The organism is Arthrobacter sp. K410C (assembly GCF_059090105.1).
In genome coordinates this window covers 1-21,819 of sequence record NZ_JBNHFJ010000022.1, presented here as the reverse complement: position 1 = coordinate 21,819, position 21,819 = coordinate 1, and the positions used below count along the sequence as shown (strand labels likewise).

The window sequence follows — 21,819 nt, the reverse complement described above, 5'->3', positions numbered from 1 at the left end:
TGACGTAACCATGGAAGGCCGCCTCTTGTTCCCCGCGCGCCGCTTTCAGTCCCCCCGGCGCCGTAATCCCTGGCTGTTCAGCCGCACGAACATCAGCGCCTCGGCCAGGATGGCTTTCCGGAAGTCGCCGAGGTGGAGGGATTCGTTGGCGCTGTGGGCGCGGGAGTCCGGATCCTCCACGCCCGTCACCAGGATCTGCGCGTCCGGATAGAGCTCCAGCAGGTCCGCGATGAAGGGGATCGAACCGCCGATGCCGGTTTCGACGGCCGGGACACCCCAGGCCTCGCCAAGGGCCCACATGGCCACCTGTGCGGCCGGCGAGGAGGTATCGGTCTGGAAGGGGTTGCCGCTCTCCCCCGGCGTGAAGATGATCCTGGCGCCGAACGGCGCGTTGGCTTCGACGTGCCGGCGCACCGCGTCCATGGCGGCCGCGGGATCCTGGCCGGGGGCGAGCCGAAGGCTGAATTTGGCACGGGCCCGTGGCAGCAGCGTGTTGGATGCGACGGCCACCGCCGGGGCATCGATACCGATGATCGACAGGGCCGGCTTCGTCCACAGGCGCGAGGCGATGCTGCCCGATCCGGCGAGCCGGACGCCGTCGAGCACGGATGCATCGGCGCGGTAGTCGGCTTCGGGGAGGTCCACTGCGGCCTGGTCCGTGGCGACGAGGCCGTCGATGGCAACGTTGCCGTCGGCATCATGGAACGTCGCGATCAGGCGGGACAGCAGCGTGGGCGCGTCCAGCACAGGACCGCCGTACATGCCGGAATGCACCGCGTGTTCCAGTACCTGCACTTCAACGGTGCCGTCCACGAGCCCCCGCAGGCTGGTGGTGAGCGCGGGAACGCCCACCTTCCAGTTGCTTGAATCGGCGACGACGATGACGTCAGCCCGCAGCAGGTCCCGGTGGGCTTCGAGGAACTGACGGAATGTGGGTGATCCGGCTTCCTCCTCCCCTTCGAAGAAGAAGGTGACGCCGAGGCCCAGCGCCTCACCGAGGACCTCGGAAACGGCGGTGTAGGCGGCAATGTGGGCCATGATGCCCGCTTTGTCATCCGCCGCACCCCGCCCGAAGAGGCGCCCGTCCTTCTCCTCTGCGGTGAATGGCTGCGTCTTCCAAAGCGTTTCGTCTCCGGCCGGCTGGACGTCGTGGTGGGCGTAGAGCAGGATGGTGGGCTTGCCCTCGGCGGCTGGACGGCGGGCCACGACGGCCGGACCCCCTGGAGTGCCGTCGTCCTTCATGCAACCGAGGACCTGCACCGGTTCAAGGCCAGCAGCGCGGAGCAGTTCCGCGACTGCTTCCGCGCTGCGTTCCAGCGGCGCCCGTTCGAAGCTTGGCCACGCAATGCCCGGGATGGCGACGAGTTCCTTGAGCCGGGCCAGGGTCCGGTCAAAGGCCTGATCAATTGACGCGCGGAGTTCTTCCGTGACGTTTTGTCCTGCCCGGCCCGGGGTGACGGGACCGGCCGAGTTGAATGCAGCAGTCTGGGGTGATGAAGTCATGGCGAAAACATTACCCCCGTCACATCCCGGCCCTTGGGAGCCCAAGACCGGGAGGGCGGCCTGCGCCGGCCTGCAAGGGTATTCTGTTCTGGTGTTCGGACGTAAAAAGGAAGCGCCCTCGGCGCAGGAATCAGTAGACCGGCAGGCGGCAGACGCTGCGGCGCAGCCTGGCAGCGTTGGTGGCAAGGGAGCCCCAACCCCCACCCGCAAGGCGCAGGAAGCGGCGCGCAAGCGTCCGCTGGTGCCGGAGGACCGCAAGGCGTCCAAGGCCGCCGAGCGCCAGGCGATCCAGGACCAGCGGCAGAAGATGCGCCAGGCGCTGGACACCGGCGACGAGAGGTTCCTCCCCCTGCGGGATAAGGGCCCGCAGAAGCGGTTCGCCCGCGATTACGTGGATGCCCGCTTCAGCCTCGGCGAATATCTGATGTTCGGAGCCCTGGTTTTTGTCCTGGTATCCCTGGTGGTGCCTGCTTCGAGCGACCTGATGATCTACGTCCTGGGTGGATTCTGGGTCATGTTCCTGGCCGTATTCCTGGACGTGTTCATCCTGTCCCGCAAACTCCGTAAGCGGCTCACGGAAAAATTCGGCGAGGTGGAACGCGGCACCGTCTGGTACGGCTCCATGCGCTCCCTGCAGTTCCGCAAACTGCGCCTTCCCAAGCCCCAGGTCAAGCGCGGCCAGTACCCGGCCTGAGCAAACGGCACCAGCTGCAGCAACAGCAAACCCCGGCGGAATCATCCGCCGGGGTTTGTCGCTTTAAGGTGATCCCTACGCCCGGCGGTTTTTCGCCAAAGCGCGGTTGATGCGGGCCGCCCAGAACGGTCCTTCATAGAGGAATGCCGTGTAGCCCTGGACGAGTGTTGCTCCGGCATCAAGCCTGTCCTGGACGTCCTGTGCCGTTTCGACGCCGCCCACGGCCACGAGCGTCAGCGCATCCCCCGTTGCCTGCTTCAGGCGCCGCAGCACCTCCAACGACCGCTGCTTCAGGGGCGCGCCCGAAAGCCCGCCCGCCCCGCATTTTTCGACCTCGCCCGCAGGGCTGCTGAGACCGGTCCGGGCAATGGTGGTGTTGGTGGCGATGATGCCATCCAGCTTGAGGTCCAGCGCCAGGCGGGCGACGTCGTCGATATCCTCGTCGCTTAGGTCCGGAGCAATCTTCACCAGAAGGGGCACATGGCGCCCCGCGGCCCGGTCTGCTTCCTGCCCTACCGCGGTGAGCAGCGGGCGGAGGGTTTCCACGTCCTGGAGCAGCCGCAGTCCGGGCGTGTTCGGGGAGCTGACATTGACCACGAGGTAGTCGGCGGCAGGAGCCAGGCTGCGGGCACTGACCAGGTAGTCGTCCACGGCGTCGGCAAGTTCCACGGCCTTGGTCTTGCCGATGTTGACGCCGATGACGGGACGGACGCCTGCGTGCCTGCGCTGCAGCGCAGCACGGGCGGCCTTCAGGCGGGGGGCGACGGCGGCGGCACCGTCGTTATTGAAGCCCATCCGGTTGATCACGGCGCGGTCCTGCACCAGCCGGAAAAGCCGCGGCTTTTCGTTGCCGGGCTGGGCCTGCCCGGTAATGGTACCCACTTCCACGTGGCCGAAGCCCAGCTCGGAGAGGGCCTCGATGCCAAGGCCTTCCTTGTCGAAGCCGGCGGCGAGTCCGAACGGCGACGGGAAGGTCACGCCAAAAGCCGTGGTCTGCAACGACGGCGCCGGAGCCGTTACTTTCTGCAGGATTTTGCCGGCCCCGGAGGCATGCGCGAACCGGATGCCCTTGAAACCGATTTTGTGGGCGCGCTCGGCGTCCATCCATGAAAAGGCCAGCCTGAAGAAAGTGGGGTAAACGCGCATGCCTCCAGTCTTCCGCCTCCGACAGCCTGTTCCAAAATCACACGGAGCGGATGCGGCCCGCATTAGCATGAATCCATGGGCTGGCAGCAGGACATCCTGGGTGAGGAGTTCGAATCCCTTGCCTTCACTGCGGCAGGCCCCGACGGCGTTGAACGGACGGCCACGCTGGTCCGGTTCCGCCCGGCCGGGGACGGCTCCGGCCAGTCCCGGAAGCCGCGCCGCGCCGTCCTCTTCCTCCACGGCTGGAGCGACTACTTCTTCAATGTGGACCTGGCACGCTTTTGGTGGACGGCGGGCTACGACTTCTATGCGCTGGATATGCACAACCATGGCCGGAGCCTGCGGCCCGAGTATCCGGGCGGCTATGTATCGGACCTTGCCGACTATGACGCGGAAATTGAAGAGGCCATCCGCCTTATCAGCCGGGAGGGTGCGGCGGGGCCGTTGACCCTGATGGGTCATTCCACCGGCGGCCTCGTGGCCGTGCTGTGGGCCAGCAGGCGGCCCGGGAGCGTGTCGCACCTGATCCTGAACAGCCCCTGGCTGGAAATGCACGGCAACAGCCTGGTGCGGCGGGCAGCCTCCGGCATGGTGGGCCCGGTGGCCCGGATCCGGCCCGAAGCCGTACTGCGGCTGCCCGAGCGCGGCTTCTACTGGCGCACGATCAGCAGCGCGGCTGAAGGCGAATGGCCCCTCGATGAACGGTACCGTCCGCCCATGGCCTTCCCTGTCCGCGCCGGCTGGCTCAGTGCGGTGCTGGCCGGGCACGCCAAGGTGGCGCGCGGGCTGAACATCGAGGTGCCCATCCTGGTCCTGCTCTCCCGCGGCAGCGCGAACGGGCTCTTTTGGTCCGAGGAGATGCGCCGCACGGACGCGGTCCTTGACGTCAACACCATCAGCGCCCGGGCCCTCACGCTCGGCCGGACGGTGACGATCGAGCGGATCGACGGCGCGCTGCACGATGTCTTCCTCTCACCCGCCGCGGTGCGTGCGGACGCTTACGGCAGGCTGGCCCGCTGGCTGTCCGCCTATGGCGGCGCTCCCCTTCCGCCAATCCCGCCCGGGCCGCATCCATGACGGCGGAACATCACGCCGTCGGGGAACCCAGCGGCGAGTGGACAGCGGATATCCTTGGCCCCCCGTTCCAGCAGCGAACGCTGCCGCTGGCACCCGATGACGAGGGCGACGTCGTCGCGACCCTCGTGCGGTGCCCCGTCCCGGCGCCGGGACCCTCCCCCGCGCGGCTCAGCGGCTACCCCGCCGAGGGCCGCCCCGGGCTTTGAGTGTTCAGGCCTGGTCCCGGGTTACGGCGTCCACGGGCCGGGCAGCGTCGACTGCGCCCCCGTAGCGGCGGTCCCGCCGGGCATACTCTTCCACGGCAGCCCATAGCGTGCGCCGGTCGACGTCGGGCCACAGCGTATCCATGAAGACAAACTCGGCATAGGCGGACTGCCAGAGCATGAAGTTGGACAAACGCTGTTCCCCGGAGCTGCGGAGGAAGAGGTCCACGTCCGGCAGGTCCGGCTCGTCCAGGTACTTCTGGATGGTCCGTTCGGTGATGGCGTTAGGCTTCAACCGTCCGGCGGCGACGTCGGCCGCGATGGCGGACACCGCATCAGTAATTTCCGCGCGGCCGCCGTAATTGACACACATGGTCAACGTGCACGTGCTGTTGGCCGCAGTGTATTCCTCGGCCTCCTCGAGTTCCCGGATGACAGATCCCCAGAGCCTGGGCCGCCGGCCGGACCATCGGACCCGCACCCCCCACTCGTCCAGCTGGTTCCGCTGGCGCCGCAGCACATCCTTGTTGAATCCCATCAGGAAGCGGACTTCCTCCGGCGACCGCCGCCAGTTCTCCGTGGAGAAGGCGTAGACGCTGACGTATTCAATGCCCAGTTCGATGGCGCCGGCCATGACGTCCAGCAGCGCCGGTTCGCCGGCTTTGTGGCCCTCGATGCGCGGCAGTCCGCGCTGGTTCGCCCAGCGGCCGTTGCCGTCCATGACGATGGCGACGTGGCGGGGGATGAATTCCGCCGGAATGGACGGCGCCACGGCCCCGGAAGGATGCGGGTACGGCGCCACCACCGGGTGGGTGCGCTTGCGGGATACGTTGTTCTTTTTTCCCAGGGCCACTGTCAGCTTCGCTCCACATGTTTGAGGGATTTGAGGACTCGTTCGAGATGCCACTGCAGGTAGGCCGCGACCAGGCCCGCGGCCTCCTTGCGGTGCACTGGCAGGGATGCATCCGCCGTGCCCCAGTCGCCCGTCAGCAGCGCTGCCAGCAGGACGACAGTTTCGGGGGCCGGCGCAGGTGAGCCGGGAGGCCTGCAACCGCTGCAGACCATCCCGCCCAGGGGGGCCGCGAACGCGGTGTGGGGGCCAGGCAGTCCGCAGCGGGCACATTCGGTGAAGCTGGGCGCCCAGCCGCCCGTGGCCAGCGCCCGCAGCAGGTAGGAATCGAGGATCAGGCCCGGTGCGTGTTCATCCCGGCTGAGGGCGGCCAGGGCGCCGACCAGCAGGTTGTACTGGGCGGTGCCGGACTCGCCATCCACGTCCGTCAGCTTCTCCGCGGTTTCGGTCATGGCAGCAGCAACCGTGTACCGGCCGTAATCGGCCGCGATGCTCCCCCCGTACGCTCCCTTGGCCACGGCCTGGGTGACGATGTCCAGGGTGCGCCCCGAGACCAGCTGCAGATCCGCCACCATGAACGGTTCCAGCCTCGCCCCGAACCGGCTGCTGGTGCGCCGCACGCCCTTGGCCACCGCACGGACCTGGCCGTGATGCTTGGTCAAGAGGGTGATGATGCGGTCCGCCTCGCCCAGCTTGTGCGTGCGGAGCACGACGGCGTCATCCCGGTACGCGCGGGAGGCGAAAGAGTGTTGGGCCACGCTTTATCTTCCCATCCTCTTGGCTTCGCATCCCACCGGGCACAGCCGTGCCGCCGGGCAGATGTCCCGGCGGCACGGCTGGCAGGTGTCAGGCCTGTGCGTCCCGGATGGCGCGGTTCACGGCGGAGATGACAGCCTTCAAAGCGGACATGCTGGTGTTGGCATCGATGCCCACGCCCCACAGGACCCGGTCCCCCACTGCCGCCTCGACATACGCGGCGGCCAGGGCGTTGCCGCCCTCGGAGAGTGCGTGCTCGCTGTAGTCCAAGACGCGGACATCCACGCCATCCTCATGCAGGATGCTCAGCAGCGCCGCGATGGGACCGTTTCCGGTGCCGGTGCGGCTGACCTGCACACCGTCGATGGTGAGGGAGGCGTGCAGGGTCATGCCGCCGTCGTCGTCCGTTTCGGTCTTGACGGCACCGAGCGCGTAGCGCCCCCACTGCCCGTCAGCCTTGCCGGAGGGCAGGTACTCGTCCTGGAAGATCTGCCACAGCTGGGCGCCGCTCACCTCGCCGCCCACGGTATCGGTGCGCCGCTGGATGACGCCGGAGAACTCGATCTGCGCGCGGCGCGGCAGGTCCAGGCTGTGCTCGTTCTTGAGCAGGTAGGCCACGCCGCCCTTGCCGGACTGGGAGTTCACGCGGATGACGGCCTCGTAGCTGCGGCCCAGGTCCTTGGGGTCGATGGGCAGGTACGGAACCTGCCAGGTGAAGTCCGCCACGTCCTTTCCGGCGGCAGCTGCATCACGTTCCAGGGCCTCGAAGCCCTTCTTGATGGCGTCCTGGTGGGAGCCGGAGAACGCCGTGAAAACGAGGTCGCCACCGTACGGGGACCGTTCCGGAACGGGCAGCTGGTTGCAATACTCCACGGTGCGGCGGATGTCGTCGATGTCGGAGAAGTCAATCATCGGGTCGATGCCCTGGACGAGCAGGTTCAGGCCCAGGGTGACCAGGTCCACGTTGCCGGTCCGCTCGCCGTTGCCGAAGAGGCAGCCTTCGATACGGTCCGCGCCGGCCATGTATCCCAGTTCGGCGGCGGCCACGCCGGTGCCGCGGTCGTTGTGCGGGTGCAGGGACAGGATGATGCCCTCGCGGGGGTGCAGGTGGCGGCTCATCCACTCGATGGAATCCGCGTACACGTTGGGCGTGGCCATTTCCACGGTGGCGGGCAGGTTGATGATGACCTGGCGGTCTGCCGAGGCTTCGAAGACGTCGGCGACGGCGTTGCAGACGCGGACTGCGTACTCCAGCTCTGTTCCCGTGAAGGACTCCGGCGAGTACTCGTAGGTGACGTGGGTATCACCCAGGGTTTCCTCGTACTTCTTGCACAGCCGCGCACCCTGCAGCGCGATGTCCAGGATGCCGTCTTCGTCCTGGTTGAACACCACGCGGCGCTGCAGGACCGAGGTGGAGTTGTACAGGTGGACGATTGCCTGCTTGGCGCCGACCAGGGATTCGTACGTCCGCTCGATCAGGTGCTCGCGGGCCTGCGTCAGGACCTGGATGGTGACGTCGTCCGGGATGTGGTTGCCCTCGATCAGCTGGCGGACGAAGTCGAAGTCAGTCTGGGATGCGGACGGGAAACCGACCTCGATTTCCTTGTAGCCCATGCGGACCAGCAGGTCGAACATCTTCATCTTGCGTGCCGGGCTCATGGGGTCAATCAGGGCCTGGTTGCCGTCGCGCAGGTCAACTGCGCACCAGCGCGGAGCCTTCGTGATGACTTTGTCCGGCCAGGTGCGGTCCGGCAGTTCGACTTTGATCAGGTCCTGGAACGGCGTGTACCGGTGGGCAGGCATTCCTGAGGGCTTTTGTGCGTTTCGCATTACGTGGGGCCTTTTCTGGAGATCTTCATTGAAAGGGTGGCCGGGCAACACAAACTCCGCAGCGAGGGATGGCCTTGCGCTAGATCGCGTCTGGGGCCTCGCCGCGGCAGCTAAGGAGAAGGAGCTCTGCACGCACATTCTGAGCGTAGCACGCGTGCGTAAGATGAAAGGGCACTACCGTCCGTAAAGTCCACCATGCAGACCTCTCCGGCGCTGGAGCCGGATATGGAGCCTGCAGCAAAGGAGTTTCAGTGCCCATTTCGGGGATCGACCTTTCCACCATAGATCACACGGTCCGGCCGCAGGATGACCTGTACCAGCACGTCAACGGCGCCTGGCTGAAGGCCACCGAAATTCCCGACGACCGCCCACTCGAGGGCACATTCACCGCCTTGCGGGACGGTTCCGAGATAGCCGTCCGGGACATCATCGAGGAAGCGGCGGCCAAGGCCGGTTCGGCCAGCGGGATCGAGCGCAAGATTGGTGGCCTCTACAGCAGCTTCATGGATGAGGAAACCGTGGAGGCCAAGGGGATGGAACCCATCCGGCAGCGGATTGCGGACGTCTTCGCCACTGCCTCCGCCGCCGACCTCGTTGCACTGGCAGGGCGGCTGTTCCGCTCGGACGTGGGTGGCCTCTTTTATATCTACCCGGCCCCCGACGCCGGGAATCCGGACCGCGTCCTGCTGTACACCGGCCAGGGCGGCCTGGGGCTTCCGGACGAGTCCTACTACCGTGAAGACAAATTCGCGCCCATGGTGTCCGCGTACCGGTCGCATGTGCAGACCATGTTCGGCCTTGCCGGCGTGGCAGACGCGGAAGCCGCGGCGGGACGGGTGGTGGAGCTCGAAACGAAGCTCGCGGCACACCACTGGGACAACGTCACGCTGCGGAATCCGCAGAAGACCTACAACCTGAAGAGCGCGGATGAAGCGTCAGCCCTGTTCCCCCACCTTGCCACCTGGTTTGAGGCGGCGGGCATCGACGGGGACAAGCGGCAGGAGATCGTGGTGAGCACGCCGCCCTTCTTTGAAGGTGCCGCCGGGCTCCTGGACTCCGAACCGTTGTCCGTGTGGCAGGAATGGCTCGCCATGCGCGTGATCAGTGCCGCTGCACCCTACTTGTCGTCCGCTTTCGTTGACGCGAATTTCGCGTTCTACGGCACTACCATCAGCGGCACGCCCCGCAACAAGGACCGGTGGAAGCGCGGAGTGGCCGTGGTGGAGGCTGCCCTGGGCGAGGCCGTGGGCCAGATCTATGTGGCCCGGCACTTCCCGGAGACGCACAAGGCCCGGATGCAGACCCTGGTCGCCAACCTGATCGAGGCCTACCGCCGCAGTATCACGGGGGTGGGCTGGATGGGTGAGGCCACGAAGGCCGAGGCACTGCGGAAGCTCGAAGGCTTCCGGGCAAAGATTGGCTTCCCTGACGAATGGATCGATTATTCCGCCGTGGAGATCGATCCTGCCGACCTGCTCGGCAACGTGGAGCGGGCGCACAACGCCGACGTCGACCGCCACCTTGATGAGGTGGGCAAGCCGGTGGACCGCAACAAGTGGCTGATGACCCCGCAGACGGTCAACGCCTACTACCACCCGATGATGAACGAGATCGTTTTCCCCGCCGCGATCCTGCAGCCGCCGTTCTTCACCGCCGACGCCGATGACGCCGTTAATTACGGAGGCATCGGCGCAGTGATCGGCCACGAGATCGGCCACGGCTTCGATGACCAGGGTTCGCAGTTCGACGGCGGCGGCACCCTTCGGAACTGGTGGACGGACGAGGACCGGCAGGCCTTCGAACAGCTCACGGCCAAGCTGGTAGCCCAGTACGATGCCTTGTCGCCGTCGGCCGCCCCCGGGCATCACGTGAACGGGCGGCTCACCCTGGGCGAGAACATCGGCGACCTGGCAGGCCTGGCCATCGCCTACAAGGCGTACCTGATCAGCCTGGACGGCAGGGAACCGGAAGTCCTGGACGGCCTCACCGGCCCGCAGCGCTTCTTCGCCTCCTGGGCGGCCGGTTGGCGCCAGGTGATCCGGCAGGAAGAGGCCGTCCGCCGGCTTGCCACGGACCCCCACTCCCCGAACGAGTTCCGGACGAACGCCATTGCGAAAAACCTGGACGCGTTCCACGAGGCGTTCGACGTCACTGAACAGGACGGCATGTGGATGCCGCCTGCGGAGCGGGTCAGCATCTGGTAGGTCTCCCGGGACGCTGCCCTAGCCGAAAGCGGGGCGCCACCCTGGTGGGTGGCGCCCCGCTTTCGGTTATATGGAGGATTTACTCCTGGACGATCAGGTACGGGTTGGCCTGCTGGCATGTCGCGTCGCCAGCCGTCTGGTTGACGATATCGTCGGGCAGCGCGGCCCCCGCCCCGGACCCGTAGGTGGTGCCCGAGGTAAAGTCCGTGCCAAGGTAGACCTGCACTCCTGAGACACCGGGGGCGGGAACCAGCTGGCCCGCCGGGATGCCCAGCAGTGCGGCGACGTCGGCGGCAACATCGGCGAAGTCAGAACCGTAGTAGACCACGGATTGTTCCACGGCTGCGTTTTCGAACTGGGCGGCCTGCGTGAACCCACCGGAGACCAGGGCCTGCACGATTTCCTGGGCACGGCCGGGGACACCGGTGCCGTTGGCCACCGTCACCGGCTGCAGCGCCTTGTCGTATGGTGGCGGCGCCGGAACCGTTTCGGTGGGGGCGGCCGACGGCGGTGCACTTTCGCCGGGCGCTGGCGTGGCGGGCGCGGTGGGGTCGGTCAGGTCCACGTCCTGCCGGAGCGCAGCGAAGAGCTGGGAGCCGGCTGGTTCGGCGATCTGGAGCCTGTTCGGATCAAGGTCCGCCGGTGTGGTGGGGACGGCGACGAACGCCACCTTGCTGATATCGATGTCCTTGAGCCGGTTGCCGATGGTCAGCAGGGTGGGCACGGAAGCCAGGCCTTCATCCACCGTCAGGTTCTGGGTCACGACGTCGGCGATCTTCAGCATCTTGCCGGGATCGGACAGGGTGCCGTCGTCCTTGATCTTCCGGGTCAGCGACGAGAGGAAGCCCTGCTGCGCCTTGATGCGGCCCAGGTCGCCGCCGTCGGCAAAGGCATGCCGGGTGCGCAGGAAGGCAAGTGCCTGCTCGCCCTGGACCATCGAGGTGCCAGCAGGCAGCCGCAGCCGGGAGTCAGGGTCGTACACGGCGTCGCTGATGCAGACTTCCACGCCGCCCACAGCGTTGGACAGTTCCTTCACGGCGTTGAAGTCGGCCATCATGAAATGGTCCACTTCCAGGCCGGTGATCTTGTTGACAGTGTCCACAGCGCAGCCGATGCCGGCTTCCGTCATGGCCTCGTTGATCATGATGCCGCTCCGGGCAGGGTGTTCCTGGCCGGTCTTCTCGTCCTTGCACTTGGGAATGTCCACCAGCAGGTCGCGCGGGAAACTAATGACGCTGACTCGTTTGTTGTCTTCCGAGATGTCCATCAGCATCATGACGTCCGATTTGCCGTACCCCGCGGAAAGGTCGGCTTCGCCGTACTCGGCGTTCTTGCCGTCCCGTGTGTCCGAGCCCAGGATGAGGATCTGCATCCTGCCCGTCGCGTCGCTGACCATCTCGCTGTTGCCTCCGCCGGCGTTCAAGGGCGCCTTGGAAATGTTGTTGTGGAGGCGCAGGTACCAGAATCCGGCGAAAGCCAGGCCGCAGATGATGGCCACTGACAGGACACCGGTGACGATCTTGAGCCAGACGGGCATGCCGCGGAGTGGGCCAAGATGCCGTGCGGTCCCTAAGGCGCTATCGTGCGCGTGCCGGGATACGGGTCCTGTTCCCGCTGGCGCATCAGCTTCGTTGTCGCGTATATCGCGGCCTCGAACCACGTGGTGAACCTTCCTCTAAATTCAAAATCCGGCCCATTTTAGTGGTCCAGTCTGGGAAAACGCCGGGCGTCCGCCCGGCCGCGGCGGCACAGGCCGGATCAGAAACCGAGTTTGACCAGTTGTTTCGGGTCGCGCTGCCAGTCCTTGGCCACCTTGACGTGGAGGTCGAGGTAGATCCGCGTGCCGAGCAGCGCCTCGATCCCCTTGCGCGCGTTGGTGCCCACCTCGCGAAGCCTGCTGCCGCCCTTGCCGATGATGATGGCCTTCTGCGAAGGGCGCTCCACATACAGGTTCACGCGCACATCCAGGAGCGGGTTGTCGTCAGGCCGGTCCTCCCGCGGAACGATCTCTTCGACCACCACGGCCAGGGAGTGGGGCAACTCGTCCCGCACGCCCTCGAGCGCGGCTTCCCGGATGAGTTCGGCGACCATCACCGCTTCCGGTTCGTCCGTGAGCTCGCCATCGGGATACAGCGGAGGCGACGGCGGCATGTGGCTGATCAGGACGTCAGCGACAGTATCCACCTGGAAACCGTCCGTGGCGGAGACCGGCACGATGTCCTTCCAGCCCTCCTCCCCCAGGACTTCGCGGCCGAGTTCCGCCACGGCAAGGAGCTGCTCGGTCAGTGCCTGGCGGTCCACCAGGTCCGCCTTGGTGACGATGGCGATGACCGGCTTGCGGCCCACCGCCGCCAGCTGGGCGGCGATAAATTTATCGCCGGGGCCGATCTTTTCATTGGCCGGCAGGCAGAACCCAATGGCGTCAACCTCAGCGAGGGTGTCCGCGACGAGGTCGTTCAGGCGCTTTCCAAGGAGGGTACGCGGGCGGTGCAGGCCCGGGGTGTCCACCAGGATCAGCTGGGCATCGTCCCGGTGCACAATGCCGCGGATGGTGTGGCGGGTGGTTTGCGGCTTCGCGGAGGTGATGGCCACTTTCTTCCCCACCAGGGCGTTCGTCAGGGTGGACTTTCCGGCATTGGGCCGGCCCACCAGGACTGAGAATCCTGCGTGGAAGCCTCCGAAGTCTTCCGGTGCTGCCTTATTTTTCTTGCTCACGTGGAACTCCCTGCTGGGTTGTGTCCGCCTCTTCGAGGAGGTCTTCAAAGTCAGTGTCTACTCTTGGCACCGGCGCCGCAATGATGTGGCTGACGCGGTTGCGCCGGCCTTCCAGCCGGTCGGCCCGGAGTGAAACGCCGTGGACTTCAACCTGGCTTCCCACGATGGGGACGCGGCCCAGCGCCTTGGCAAGGAGGCCGCCCACGGTGTCCACTTCGTCGTCGTCCAGCTCGATGTCGAAGAGCTCGCCCAGGTCATCGATGCTCATCCGTGCGCTGACCCGGTAGGAACCGTCTCCAAGCTCAACGGCTTCGGCGCTTTCCGTGTCGTACTCGTCCACAATTTCACCCACGATTTCCTCGATCAGGTCCTCGAGGGTGACCAGGCCGGCGGTGCCGCCGTATTCGTCGATGACGATGGCGACATGGGTGGATTCCTTCTGCAGTTCGCGCAGCAGGTCGCTCACGGGTTTGGACTCGGGGACGTACCGGACCTCGCGGGCCAGCGAGTCCACCAGGGGCGGTTCCGCGTCCGGGGCGAGTCCATGGACGGCGGCGGCCACGTCCTTCAGGTAGATGATGCCGAGAATATGGTCCGTGTCCTCGCCGATCACGGGAATCCTCGAGTAGCCGGACCGGAGGAACAGGGACATGGCCTGGTGCAGGCTCGATCCGGATTCGATGCTGACGATGTCCGTCCTGGGGACCATGACGGCGCGCACCAGCGTGTCGCCGAAGTCGAACACCGACTGGATCATCTCGGCTTCGGTGTCCTCAATCATGTCCGATTCGCTGGCGCGCTCCACCAGTTCACGGAACTCCTGCTCGCTGAAGAACGCCTCGTCACCGCCGGGCGCGCCGGGCGCGGCCGAGCTGCCCAGGGCCACGAGCCAACCAGGGATGGGCCCCAGGATCCAGGTCAGGAACCGGATCGTGGGGGCCGTGAACCGGACCACGGCCGCGGAGTGCAGCCGTCCGAGCTGGCGGGGCGAAACGCCCACGATGACGAATCCGAGCAGCGCCATGATGCCCGTGGCCGCCAGCCCGGCAAGCCAGATGTTGTCCAGCAGGCTGTAGAGCAGGACGGCAACAGCCACGGCGGAGGCCATTTCGAACCAGATCCGCCAGAACCGCAGCGCACGGATGTGGGCAACCGGCTGGGCAAGGATGCGGCGCATCGCGGTGCTCCGGCTCCGAAGGAGCGCTTCCTCCGCGTCATGGCGCGGAAGGAAATTGAAAGCGGCTTCGGCGGCCGTCAGCACCGCCGCGACACCCAGGAAAAGCAGGGCCATCGCGACCAGGAGCAGAGGCGTCACTGGGTGGTCTCGGCGGGTGCTTCTTTGCCGGTGAAGCCGGACAGGAGTTCCCGCTGGAGCCCGAACATTTCGGCCTTCTCCTCGGGTTCTGCATGGTCGTAGCCCAGCAGGTGGAGGATGCCGTGGGTTGTCAGCAGCAGCATCTCATCCTGGAGCTGGTGGCCTGCGTTCCTGGCCTGGACTTTTGCCACCTGCGGGCATATGGCAATATCGCCCAGCATGCCCTGCGGCGTGGGCCGGTCAGGTGTTCCGGGGGTGAGTTCATCCATGGGCACGGACAGGACATCTGTGGAACCGGGTTCGTCCATCAGCTCAAGGTGGAGCTTTTCCATCGCAGGCTCATCCACCAACAGGATGGACAGTTCCGCCTGCGGGTGGATGTAGAGCTGTTCAAAGATGTACCGGGACAATGCAACGAGTTCCGCTTCGTCCACCTGGACCCCGGACTCGTTGTTCACCTCGATGCTCAAGCGCGTTCCCCCCGTTTTTCCTTAACTGCTGAATGTTTGGCGCGGGCCCTCTGGGCGTCGTCCCAGATGCTGTAGGCGTTGACAATGTCGCCAACCAGGCGGTGGCGGACGACGTCGGCGGCATCCAAAACCGAGAAGTTGACGCCCTCGATGCCCTGCAGGATGTCCTCCACGATTCGGAGCCCGGACCGGGTGCCGAACGGAAGGTCCACCTGCGTGACGTCTCCGGTAACCACCATCTTGGATCCGAAGCCCAGGCGTGTCAGGAACATCTTCATCTGTTCGGGCGTGGTGTTCTGCGCCTCATCAAGGATGATGAACGCGTCGTTGAGGGTGCGCCCGCGCATATAGGCCAGGGGCGCCACTTCGATCGTTCCGGCCGCCATCAAGCGGGGGATGGACTCCGGGTCCATCATGTCGTGGAGGGCGTCGTAGAGCGGGCGCAGGTACGGATCGATCTTGTCGCTCAGCGTCCCGGGCAGGAACCCCAGGCGTTCCCCGGCTTCCACTGCCGGACGGGTCAGGATGATGCGGGTAACCTCTTTTTGCTGCAGGGCCTGGACCGCCTTGGCCATGGCCAGGTAGGTCTTCCCGGTGCCGGCAGGTCCGATGCCGAAAATCACCGTGTTGTCGTCGATGGCGTCAACGTAGGTTTTCTGGTTCAGGGTTTTCGGCCGGATTGTCCTGCCGCGGCTGGAGAGGATGTCGTGGGTGAGCACCTCCACAGGGTTCTGCAACGATTGGGTGCGCAGCAGGGCCACCAGCTGCTGCAGCACCGCCGGGCTGATGATGGTGCCGCGCGCCACGAGTCCGCGGACTTCGTGGAGCAGCCGCATGATCCGGGGTACGTCATGGATGGGTCCGCTGATGGAAAGCTCGTTGCCGCGGACGTGGAAGTTGACGTCCGGAAACTGCTCCTCGATGTACCGCAGCGCCTCATCGTGGCTGCCGAGCGACTGGACCATCTGATCGGAGTTGTCGAAAAGGACCACCTCAGTCCGGATGCCCGGGAGGGAGTGGGGGAACTCCCCGCTGCTGCCCTCTCCGGTGGACCGGCGCTTTCCGTTCGCTGATTCAGTCATAGTGATGGCCTGCTGGCCTGTGGTCCCCTCAAGGTCGGTACAGATTGTCTTTCCATATTACGCCAGCAGCCGCCGGCGCCGGATACGGGAACCGGTCGCATGGACGAAGAATGACCCAGTTCCGTCATTAGGTATCAACTTCATATCGGCCTCATATCGTTCCCGTTTCAGTTGGGCGCAGGCGAGGGCTGGCGGCCGGCAGGTCCTGCAGGGTGTGCCATGCTGGAAATCCAGCTGCAACTGGATGACCAGGCCGCCCGGGGATCGGCCCTCCACGTTAGGAAAGGACAGGACGAACGTGCCGGAATCCGCTGCGCCCCTGAGGGCGGGCCGTGCCGTGGGCCGCATGCGCGGTCTCCTGCTGGCCGGAGTCCTGGCAGCTGTCCCGGTCATGACAGGCTGCATCGCCGAGGCCGGGCCGACGCCCACGGGCACACTGGCCACCGATCCCATCGCCACCGGCACGGCACAGGCGCCGTCCACGAGTGCGCCGCTGGAAACCACCCAGTCCTCGAACAAGGCACCGGTGTACTGGATTGGCCGCAGCGGCAGCGACGTCTTCCTGTACCGCGAATTCCGGGACGTGCCGGACCAGGAAAATCCCGTGACGCGGGCCCTGCGCTCCATGATGTCGGACAAGCCGCTCGACCCCGACTTCTTCACGCCCTGGCAGAACCCCGGCACGCTCGCCACCTCCATTTCGGGTAAAGACGTCATCACCGTGGACGTCTCCGAGGACGCCTTCAACAGCAACCTCGATGCGGAGATGGCCGCCCGGGCCATCCAGCAGTTGGTCTACACGGCAACCGCCGCCGCCGCCAGCTCAGGCCTGATCGACTCCGGGCAGCAGATCCGGGTCCGAATCCTGGTGGACGGGCATACGGACTACCTGGCGTTCGACCACATCCCGCTCGGCGCACTGATGACCCGGAGCACGGGCCTGGTGGCGCCCGTCTGGATTATCGATCCGCAGGAAAACGTGGAAGTACCCGGAGGCAGCGTCAAGATCACCGGACGAAGCACAACCGCCGGCGGCAAGCTCCGCTGGCAAATCCTGCGGTCCGGAACCAACGGCAGCACGGAGCCCTTCCTCACCGGGGAGACAACAGCCTCGCCCGAGCAGGGCCAGGCGGGGGTTTTCACCCTGGCCCTGACCATGCCGGCCGGTGACTACGAGCTGCGGGTGGCGCAGGCCGGAACCGGGGGCCGTCCGGACCAGTTCGAGGACACCCGCGCCTTCAAGGTGCGGTAGCCGTCCAGCGGCCTAGGATGTCGCTGGCCAGCACGACGGCGGCCGGCCCTGCCGTGGATGACCGCAGGACGTGGTGCCCCAGCAGTGCGGTCACGGCGCCTTTGTCGCAGAGCCGGGTGACTTCGCGGGGACTGATCCCGCCCTCGGGTCCTACGATCAGGAGCACCTCGCGGTGTTCCGCTCCCCCGCCGCCGGCCTGCCAACCCTCAAGGACGGTGCGCAGCGGACGGACGGCGTCCTCGTGCAGGATGACCGCCAGGTCCGCGGCCTCGACGGCTGCGGAAAGCGCGGCGGTGTCGACGGCGGGGCGGACCTCCGGCACCCAGGACCGCCGTGCCTGCTTGGCGGCGGCGGTCACCACCGACTGCCATTTGGCGTGGGCTTTCGCTGCGCGGTCACCTTTCCACCGCACGATGGACCGCTCGGACTGCCATGGGATCACGGCGTCGACCCCCAGCTCGGTGGCCGTTTCGATGGCCAGCTCGTCCCGGTCGCCCTTTGCCAGGGCCTGGACGAGCACCAGCCGGACGTCCGGCCGCTGTTCGACGGTTACGGACGCGCACTCCACCTCGAGGGCCGCCGGCGCAGCAGCGGCGACCCGCCCTGTCATCCTGGTGCCGGCGCCGTCGACAATATCGACGGCTTCGCCCGGTTCAAGCCGTTTGACAGCGACGGCATGCCTGGCCTCGGCCCCTTCCAGGACGAAGCGGCCGCCCGGCGACATTCCATCCAGGGACCCGGCGGCGGTGAAGAAGACGGGGTTGCTCACCGCTACAGGTTACCGAGGCGGTCCCGAAGCTTGGCGAACATGCCGCCGCTCGCAGCCAGCTTGCCGTCAGTGATCTGCTCACCCCGGAGCTTGGCCAACTGCCGCAGCAGGTCTTCCTGGGCGGCATCGAGCTTGGCGGGAGTCTCCACCTGCAGGTGGACCTTGAGGTCGCCACGGCCATACCCGCGAAGGTGGGTGACGCCCAAACCGCGAAGCGTAATGATTTCACCGGATTGGGTGCCGGGCTTAACGTCGATTTCCTGCGTGCCGTCGAAGGTTTCCAGGCTGACCTCGGTGCCAAGGGCGGCCGCCGTCATGGGAATGTTCAAGGTGGCGTGGAGGTCGTCCCCGTCCCGGACATAAGTGGGATCGTTGTTGACCCGGATCTCCACGTAGAGGTCGCCGGAAGGTCCACCGGCGGGTCCCGCCTCACCCTGCCCGGACAGCTGGATGCGTGTTCCGGTGGCGACGCCGGCAGGAACCTTGATGGTCAGTGAACGGCGGCTCCGGATGCGGCCCTGGCCGCTGCACTCGTTGCAGGGATCCCTGATGACGGTGCCGAATCCTTCGCAGCTGCCGCAGGGGGCAGCCGTCATGACCTGGCCGAGGATGGAACGGACTGCCCGTTGGACCTGGCCGCTGCCGCCGCAGATGTCGCAGCGCTCCGGATGAGTGCCGGGCTGGCAGCAGGAGCCTTCGCAGGTGGGGCAGGTGACCGCCGTATCCACCTCGAGCTTCTTGTTGACGCCAAACACGGCGTCACGGAGGTCGATCCGGACGCTGATGAGGGCGTCCTGGCCGCGTCGGACGCGTGAGGCCGGACCGGTGGAGCCGCCGGCACCGAAGAAGGTGTCGAAGATGTCCTGGAATGCGAAGCCCTGCCCGGCGTAGCTGCCGCCGCCGAACCCGTTGTCCGTGCCGTTCTCGTTGCCGGTGGTGTCGTAGACGCGCCGCTTCTGGGGGTCCGAGAGGACTTCGTACGCATGGGTCACTGCCTTGAAGCGGTCAGCGGCCTCCTCGCCCGGGTTGACGTCCGGGTGCAGGGTACGGGCCAGCTTGCGGTAGGCCTTTTTGATTTCTTCTCCGGTGGCCTCCGGTGAGACTCCAAGGACGTCGTAGTGGCTGCTCAAAGTTCGTATCTCTTCCTTGTTGACTGCATGCAGTGGGGGTGTCCTTCCGCGGACCGGCTGCCAGGGCAACCGGCGCCCCGCTCAGGGCCCCAGAATCCGGGATAGGTAGCGGGCAACAGCCCTGACGGCGGCCATAGTGGTGGGATAGTCCATGCGCGTGGGCCCCAGCACGCCTATTTTCGCTGCGCTGTCCGGACCGTAGCCGGTGGCCACCACGGAAGCTTCGGCAAGGCCGTCGTACGGGTTCTCACGCCCGATGCTGACTGCCACGCCACGGTGGTCCTGCGCCATTTCGCTCAGCAGGCGCAGCATCACCACCTGTTCCTCCAGGGCTTCCAGGACAGGTCCGATGCTGAGCGGGAAATCCACGTTGGACCGGGCAAGGTTCGCCGTGCCCGCCATGACCATGCGCTCCTCGCGGCTGCTGTGCGCCAGGAGCTCCAGCCCGTGGGCCAGTGCCTGCGCAGCCGGCCGCTGCGCCGGGCCGACGGCGGAGACGACGCCGGGCAGGGACTGCCCTAACTGGCCCAGCGGGGTTCCGGCGAGGGAACCGAGGAACTGGGTCCGGAGCGCGGCGAGGGCGTCGTCACCGAGGTCCTGGCCGACGTCGATGACCCGCTGCTCCACCTTGCCGCTGTTGGCGATCAAAACCACCAGCACTTTCCGCGGTGCCAGCAGGACGAATTCGATGTGGCGGATCAGGGCCCGGCTCAGATGGGGATACTGGACCACCGCCACCTGGTTGGTCAGTTGCGACAGCAGCCGGACGGTCCGGTCCAGGACATCATCGAGGTCGTCGGAGCCTTCGAGCAGCGACTGGATGGCGCGGCGTTCAGCCTGGGACAGCGGCTTCACAGCCGAGATCTGGTCAACGAACAGGCGGTAGCCCTTGTCCGTGGGAATCCTGCCCGCACTGGTGTGCGGTGCGGTGATGAGCCCTTCGTCTTCCAGGGCTGCCATGTCGTTGCGGATTGTTGCACTGGATACGCCGAGATGATGCCTTTCCACCAGCGCCTTGGAACCCACGGGCTCGCGGGAGTGGACGTAGTCCTCCACGATTGCCCGCAGCACTTCCAGTTTGCGTGGCTCGCTCACACTCCACCTCCAATCCAGGGTCAGGGCGGCAGCGCCACCCTGTGCAACAAACATCAGGGAAAACCATCAGGGTTAGCACTCGACATGCCTAAGTGCTAACAGTCTATTATGACTCGCCCCGTTGTTAGCATTGGTACCGCTCCGGGCGAAATTCCGGCGGCACTGATCTAGCGCTAGGCGGAGTCGATCCATGGATTACCAGAACTGGGGGCCCCGGGAGATGTCCGGCCCCGTCCGCACCCAACTTCCCGAAGTCCCCGTTGAACGCGGCATGGTCCTGGAGGACGTGCAGTCCGGGTGGGTTGGTGCCGTGACGCGGGTGGAAAAGTCAGGCGGCATGCACGTGGTGGCGCTGGAAGACCGGCGGGGAAAGTCACGGACGTTCCGGCTCGGCTTCGGCTTCCTCCTGGAGGGCCAGGCCATCCGCCTGATGCCGCCGGCACCGCGTGCCGCTGCCGGCGCCGGAGCCGGCAGGACGGCGTCGGGCTCGGTCCGGGTCACGGGCCAGCGTGCCCAGGTGGCCAAAGCCAGCCGCATCTGGGTGGAAGGCAAGCACGACGCCGAACTGGTGGAGAAGGTCTGGGGAGACGACCTTCGAGTGGAGGGCATCGTCGTCGAACCCCTGCACGGCATTGACGACCTCGCCGGAGCGGTGGCCGATTTCCGGCCCGGGCCGGGACGGCGGCTGGGCGTGCTCGTGGACCACCTGGTGCCGGACTCGAAGGAGTCCCGCATTGCCGACGCCGTGATGGCGTCCCCCGGCGCCGCGGGGAACGTCCTGATCGTGGGCCACCCGTACGTGGATGTGTGGCAGGCCATCAGGCCCGCTGTCCTGGGGATCGAGCAGTGGCCCGTAGTGCCCCGGGGCCAGGACTGGAAGACCGGCGTGCTGGCGGCCTTCGGCTGGCCGCACGCCACGAAGGAGGACATCGGGCTGGGGTGGCAGAAGCTGCTGGGTGCCGTCCGCAGCTACGCTGACCTTGAGGCGTCGCTGCTGGGCCGCGTTGAGGAAGTGATCGACTTCCTCACGGTGCCCTGAATGGGGAGCCATGTCCCGGATAGCCAGTATTCTTGGTACTGCAGGTCCTGCGGCACTGTCCGCGGCCGCAGCAAGGCAGCACCGGCATTCCGCACTATTTGCACTCTCGAAGGAAACAGACTGTGGCAGAAAACACCCGTGATCACAGGGACAGCCAGGGCGGCGCAGGCCGCTCCGAATACCATGGCGTCCCGGCGAACGCGCTGCCCCTGACGGCAGGCGAGGACAGGCAATGGGCCACCCTGGCGCACTTCGGCGGAATCCTCGGTTGCGTACCTGCGCTGCTGATCTTCCTGATCTTCCGCGACCGCGGGCCGTTCACGGCGCAGGAGTCCAAGGAAGCCCTGAACTTCAGCCTGCCACCCACCATTGCGGCCGTGGTGGCGAACATCCTGGTATTCATCCCCGTCATCGGCAACATCTTCGCCGTCATTGCCACGCTGATCTGGATCGCCCTGACCTGCTTCTCGGTGGCGGCAGGCATCCACGTGAACAAGGGCCAGCCGCACCGGTACCAGTACAACCTGCGCTGGATCAAGTAGTCCCCACCGGCTCCCAGCCATCGCAAGCTCGCGCCGGGGCCCTCGCCGGCGTGGGCCCATCCACCGGCTCCCAGCCATCGCAAGCTCGCGCCGGGGCCCTCGCGGGCGTGGGCCCATCCACCGGCTCCCAGCCCTCGCAAGCTCGCG

Annotated in this window: 20 protein-coding genes; 7 read left to right on the top strand and 13 right to left on the bottom strand. The window is 66.4% G+C overall.

What is annotated here, in order from left to right; genetic code table 11:
• Positions 1 to 45: 45 nt before the first annotated feature.
• On the bottom strand, positions 46 to 1,503 hold the full coding sequence (locus AC5RU7_RS19300) for a dipeptidase (protein ID WP_494053601.1): 1,458 nt from the start codon (positions 1,501 to 1,503) through the stop codon (positions 46 to 48).
• Between the two features lie 91 nt (positions 1,504 to 1,594).
• Here AC5RU7_RS19300 and AC5RU7_RS19295 point away from each other — a divergent pair, with 91 nt between their 5' ends.
• Positions 1,595 to 2,197, top strand: a complete 603-nt coding sequence (locus AC5RU7_RS19295) for a DUF3043 domain-containing protein (protein WP_494053600.1) — start codon at positions 1,595 to 1,597, stop codon at positions 2,195 to 2,197.
• Between the two features lie 75 nt (positions 2,198 to 2,272).
• Here the strand turns inward: AC5RU7_RS19295 and AC5RU7_RS19290 are convergent, their stop codons facing one another.
• The gene (locus AC5RU7_RS19290) at positions 2,273 to 3,343 is read right to left on the bottom strand and encodes a quinone-dependent dihydroorotate dehydrogenase (protein WP_494053599.1); all 1,071 of its coding nucleotides are present in this window, start codon (positions 3,341 to 3,343) and stop codon (positions 2,273 to 2,275) included.
• A 75-nt stretch (positions 3,344 to 3,418) separates the two neighbouring features.
• On the opposite strand from AC5RU7_RS19290, the gene AC5RU7_RS19285 reads away from it, so the two are divergent.
• On the top strand, positions 3,419 to 4,420 hold the full coding sequence (locus AC5RU7_RS19285) for an alpha/beta hydrolase (protein WP_494053598.1): 1,002 nt from the start codon (positions 3,419 to 3,421) through the stop codon (positions 4,418 to 4,420).
• Positions 4,417 to 4,626, top strand: coding sequence for a hypothetical protein (locus AC5RU7_RS19280; RefSeq protein WP_494053597.1), 210 nt, complete (start codon positions 4,417 to 4,419; stop codon positions 4,624 to 4,626). The genes AC5RU7_RS19285 and AC5RU7_RS19280 overlap by 4 nt, the downstream gene beginning before the upstream one ends.
• 4 nt (positions 4,627 to 4,630) lie before the next feature.
• On the opposite strand, the gene AC5RU7_RS19275 is transcribed toward AC5RU7_RS19280, so the two are convergent.
• The 3 genes from AC5RU7_RS19275 to leuA all read right to left on the bottom strand — a co-directional run bounded on the left by AC5RU7_RS19275 (position 4,631) and on the right by leuA (position 8,059).
• Positions 4,631 to 5,476: an isoprenyl transferase gene (locus AC5RU7_RS19275; protein WP_494009215.1), complete on the bottom strand. Its 846-nt coding sequence runs from the start codon at positions 5,474 to 5,476 to the stop codon at positions 4,631 to 4,633.
• 2 nt (positions 5,477 to 5,478) lie between these two features.
• A complete protein-coding gene (gene recO / locus AC5RU7_RS19270) occupies positions 5,479 to 6,231 on the bottom strand; it encodes a DNA repair protein RecO (RefSeq protein ID WP_494009216.1) in 753 nt (250 codons plus the stop codon).
• Positions 6,232 to 6,319: 88 nt separating this feature from the next.
• Positions 6,320 to 8,059, bottom strand: coding sequence for a 2-isopropylmalate synthase (leuA, locus tag AC5RU7_RS19265; protein ID WP_494009217.1), 1,740 nt, complete (start codon positions 8,057 to 8,059; stop codon positions 6,320 to 6,322).
• Between the two features lie 251 nt (positions 8,060 to 8,310).
• Here leuA and AC5RU7_RS19260 point away from each other — a divergent pair, with 251 nt between their 5' ends.
• On the top strand, positions 8,311 to 10,263 hold the full coding sequence (locus tag AC5RU7_RS19260; protein ID WP_494053596.1) for a M13 family metallopeptidase: 1,953 nt from the start codon (positions 8,311 to 8,313) through the stop codon (positions 10,261 to 10,263).
• Positions 10,264 to 10,342: 79 nt separating this feature from the next.
• Here AC5RU7_RS19260 and AC5RU7_RS19255 read toward each other — a convergent pair whose 3' ends face one another.
• From AC5RU7_RS19255 to AC5RU7_RS19235, 5 genes are all read right to left on the bottom strand, one after another.
• Complete coding sequence (locus tag AC5RU7_RS19255; RefSeq protein WP_494053595.1) at positions 10,343 to 11,800, bottom strand: LCP family protein; 1,458 nt, start codon at positions 11,798 to 11,800, stop codon at positions 10,343 to 10,345.
• Positions 11,801 to 12,021: 221 nt separating this feature from the next.
• Complete coding sequence (gene era, locus AC5RU7_RS19250) at positions 12,022 to 12,978, bottom strand: GTPase Era (RefSeq protein WP_494053594.1); 957 nt, start codon at positions 12,976 to 12,978, stop codon at positions 12,022 to 12,024.
• A complete protein-coding gene (locus AC5RU7_RS19245) occupies positions 12,962 to 14,293 on the bottom strand; it encodes a hemolysin family protein (RefSeq protein WP_494053593.1) in 1,332 nt (443 codons plus the stop codon). Before AC5RU7_RS19245 ends, era begins: the two co-directional genes overlap by 17 nt.
• Positions 14,290 to 14,763: an rRNA maturation RNase YbeY gene (gene ybeY / locus AC5RU7_RS19240; RefSeq protein WP_009358798.1), complete on the bottom strand. Its 474-nt coding sequence runs from the start codon at positions 14,761 to 14,763 to the stop codon at positions 14,290 to 14,292. Before ybeY ends, AC5RU7_RS19245 begins: the two co-directional genes overlap by 4 nt.
• Complete coding sequence (locus tag AC5RU7_RS19235) at positions 14,760 to 15,845, bottom strand: PhoH family protein (protein WP_494009223.1); 1,086 nt, start codon at positions 15,843 to 15,845, stop codon at positions 14,760 to 14,762. The genes ybeY and AC5RU7_RS19235 overlap by 4 nt, the downstream gene beginning before the upstream one ends.
• Positions 15,846 to 16,143: 298 nt before the next feature.
• On the opposite strand from AC5RU7_RS19235, the gene AC5RU7_RS19230 reads away from it, so the two are divergent.
• Positions 16,144 to 17,097 carry a GerMN domain-containing protein gene (locus AC5RU7_RS19230; RefSeq protein WP_494053592.1) on the top strand — a complete coding sequence of 318 codons (954 nt, stop codon included), beginning with the start codon at positions 16,144 to 16,146 and terminating at the stop codon, positions 17,095 to 17,097.
• Here AC5RU7_RS19230 and AC5RU7_RS19225 read toward each other — a convergent pair.
• The 3 genes from AC5RU7_RS19225 to hrcA form a co-directional block, all read right to left on the bottom strand.
• Positions 17,084 to 17,866: a 16S rRNA (uracil(1498)-N(3))-methyltransferase gene (locus AC5RU7_RS19225; protein WP_494053591.1), complete on the bottom strand. Its 783-nt coding sequence runs from the start codon at positions 17,864 to 17,866 to the stop codon at positions 17,084 to 17,086. The genes AC5RU7_RS19230 and AC5RU7_RS19225 overlap by 14 nt on opposite strands.
• A gap of 2 nt (positions 17,867 to 17,868) precedes the next feature.
• The gene (gene dnaJ, locus AC5RU7_RS19220; protein ID WP_494053590.1) at positions 17,869 to 18,996 is read right to left on the bottom strand and encodes a molecular chaperone DnaJ; all 1,128 of its coding nucleotides are present in this window, start codon (positions 18,994 to 18,996) and stop codon (positions 17,869 to 17,871) included.
• An 81-nt stretch (positions 18,997 to 19,077) separates the two neighbouring features.
• On the bottom strand, positions 19,078 to 20,091 hold the full coding sequence (gene hrcA / locus AC5RU7_RS19215) for a heat-inducible transcriptional repressor HrcA (protein WP_494009227.1): 1,014 nt from the start codon (positions 20,089 to 20,091) through the stop codon (positions 19,078 to 19,080).
• Positions 20,092 to 20,281: 190 nt separating this feature from the next.
• On the opposite strand from hrcA, the gene AC5RU7_RS19210 reads away from it, so the two are divergent.
• Positions 20,282 to 21,130 carry a DUF3097 domain-containing protein gene (locus AC5RU7_RS19210; RefSeq protein WP_494053589.1) on the top strand — a complete coding sequence of 283 codons (849 nt, stop codon included), beginning with the start codon at positions 20,282 to 20,284 and terminating at the stop codon, positions 21,128 to 21,130.
• A 122-nt stretch (positions 21,131 to 21,252) separates the two neighbouring features.
• Entirely contained in the window at positions 21,253 to 21,672 is a 420-nt protein-coding gene (locus tag AC5RU7_RS19205; protein WP_009358804.1) for a DUF4870 domain-containing protein, read from the top strand.
• Positions 21,673 to 21,819 lie beyond the last annotated feature (147 nt).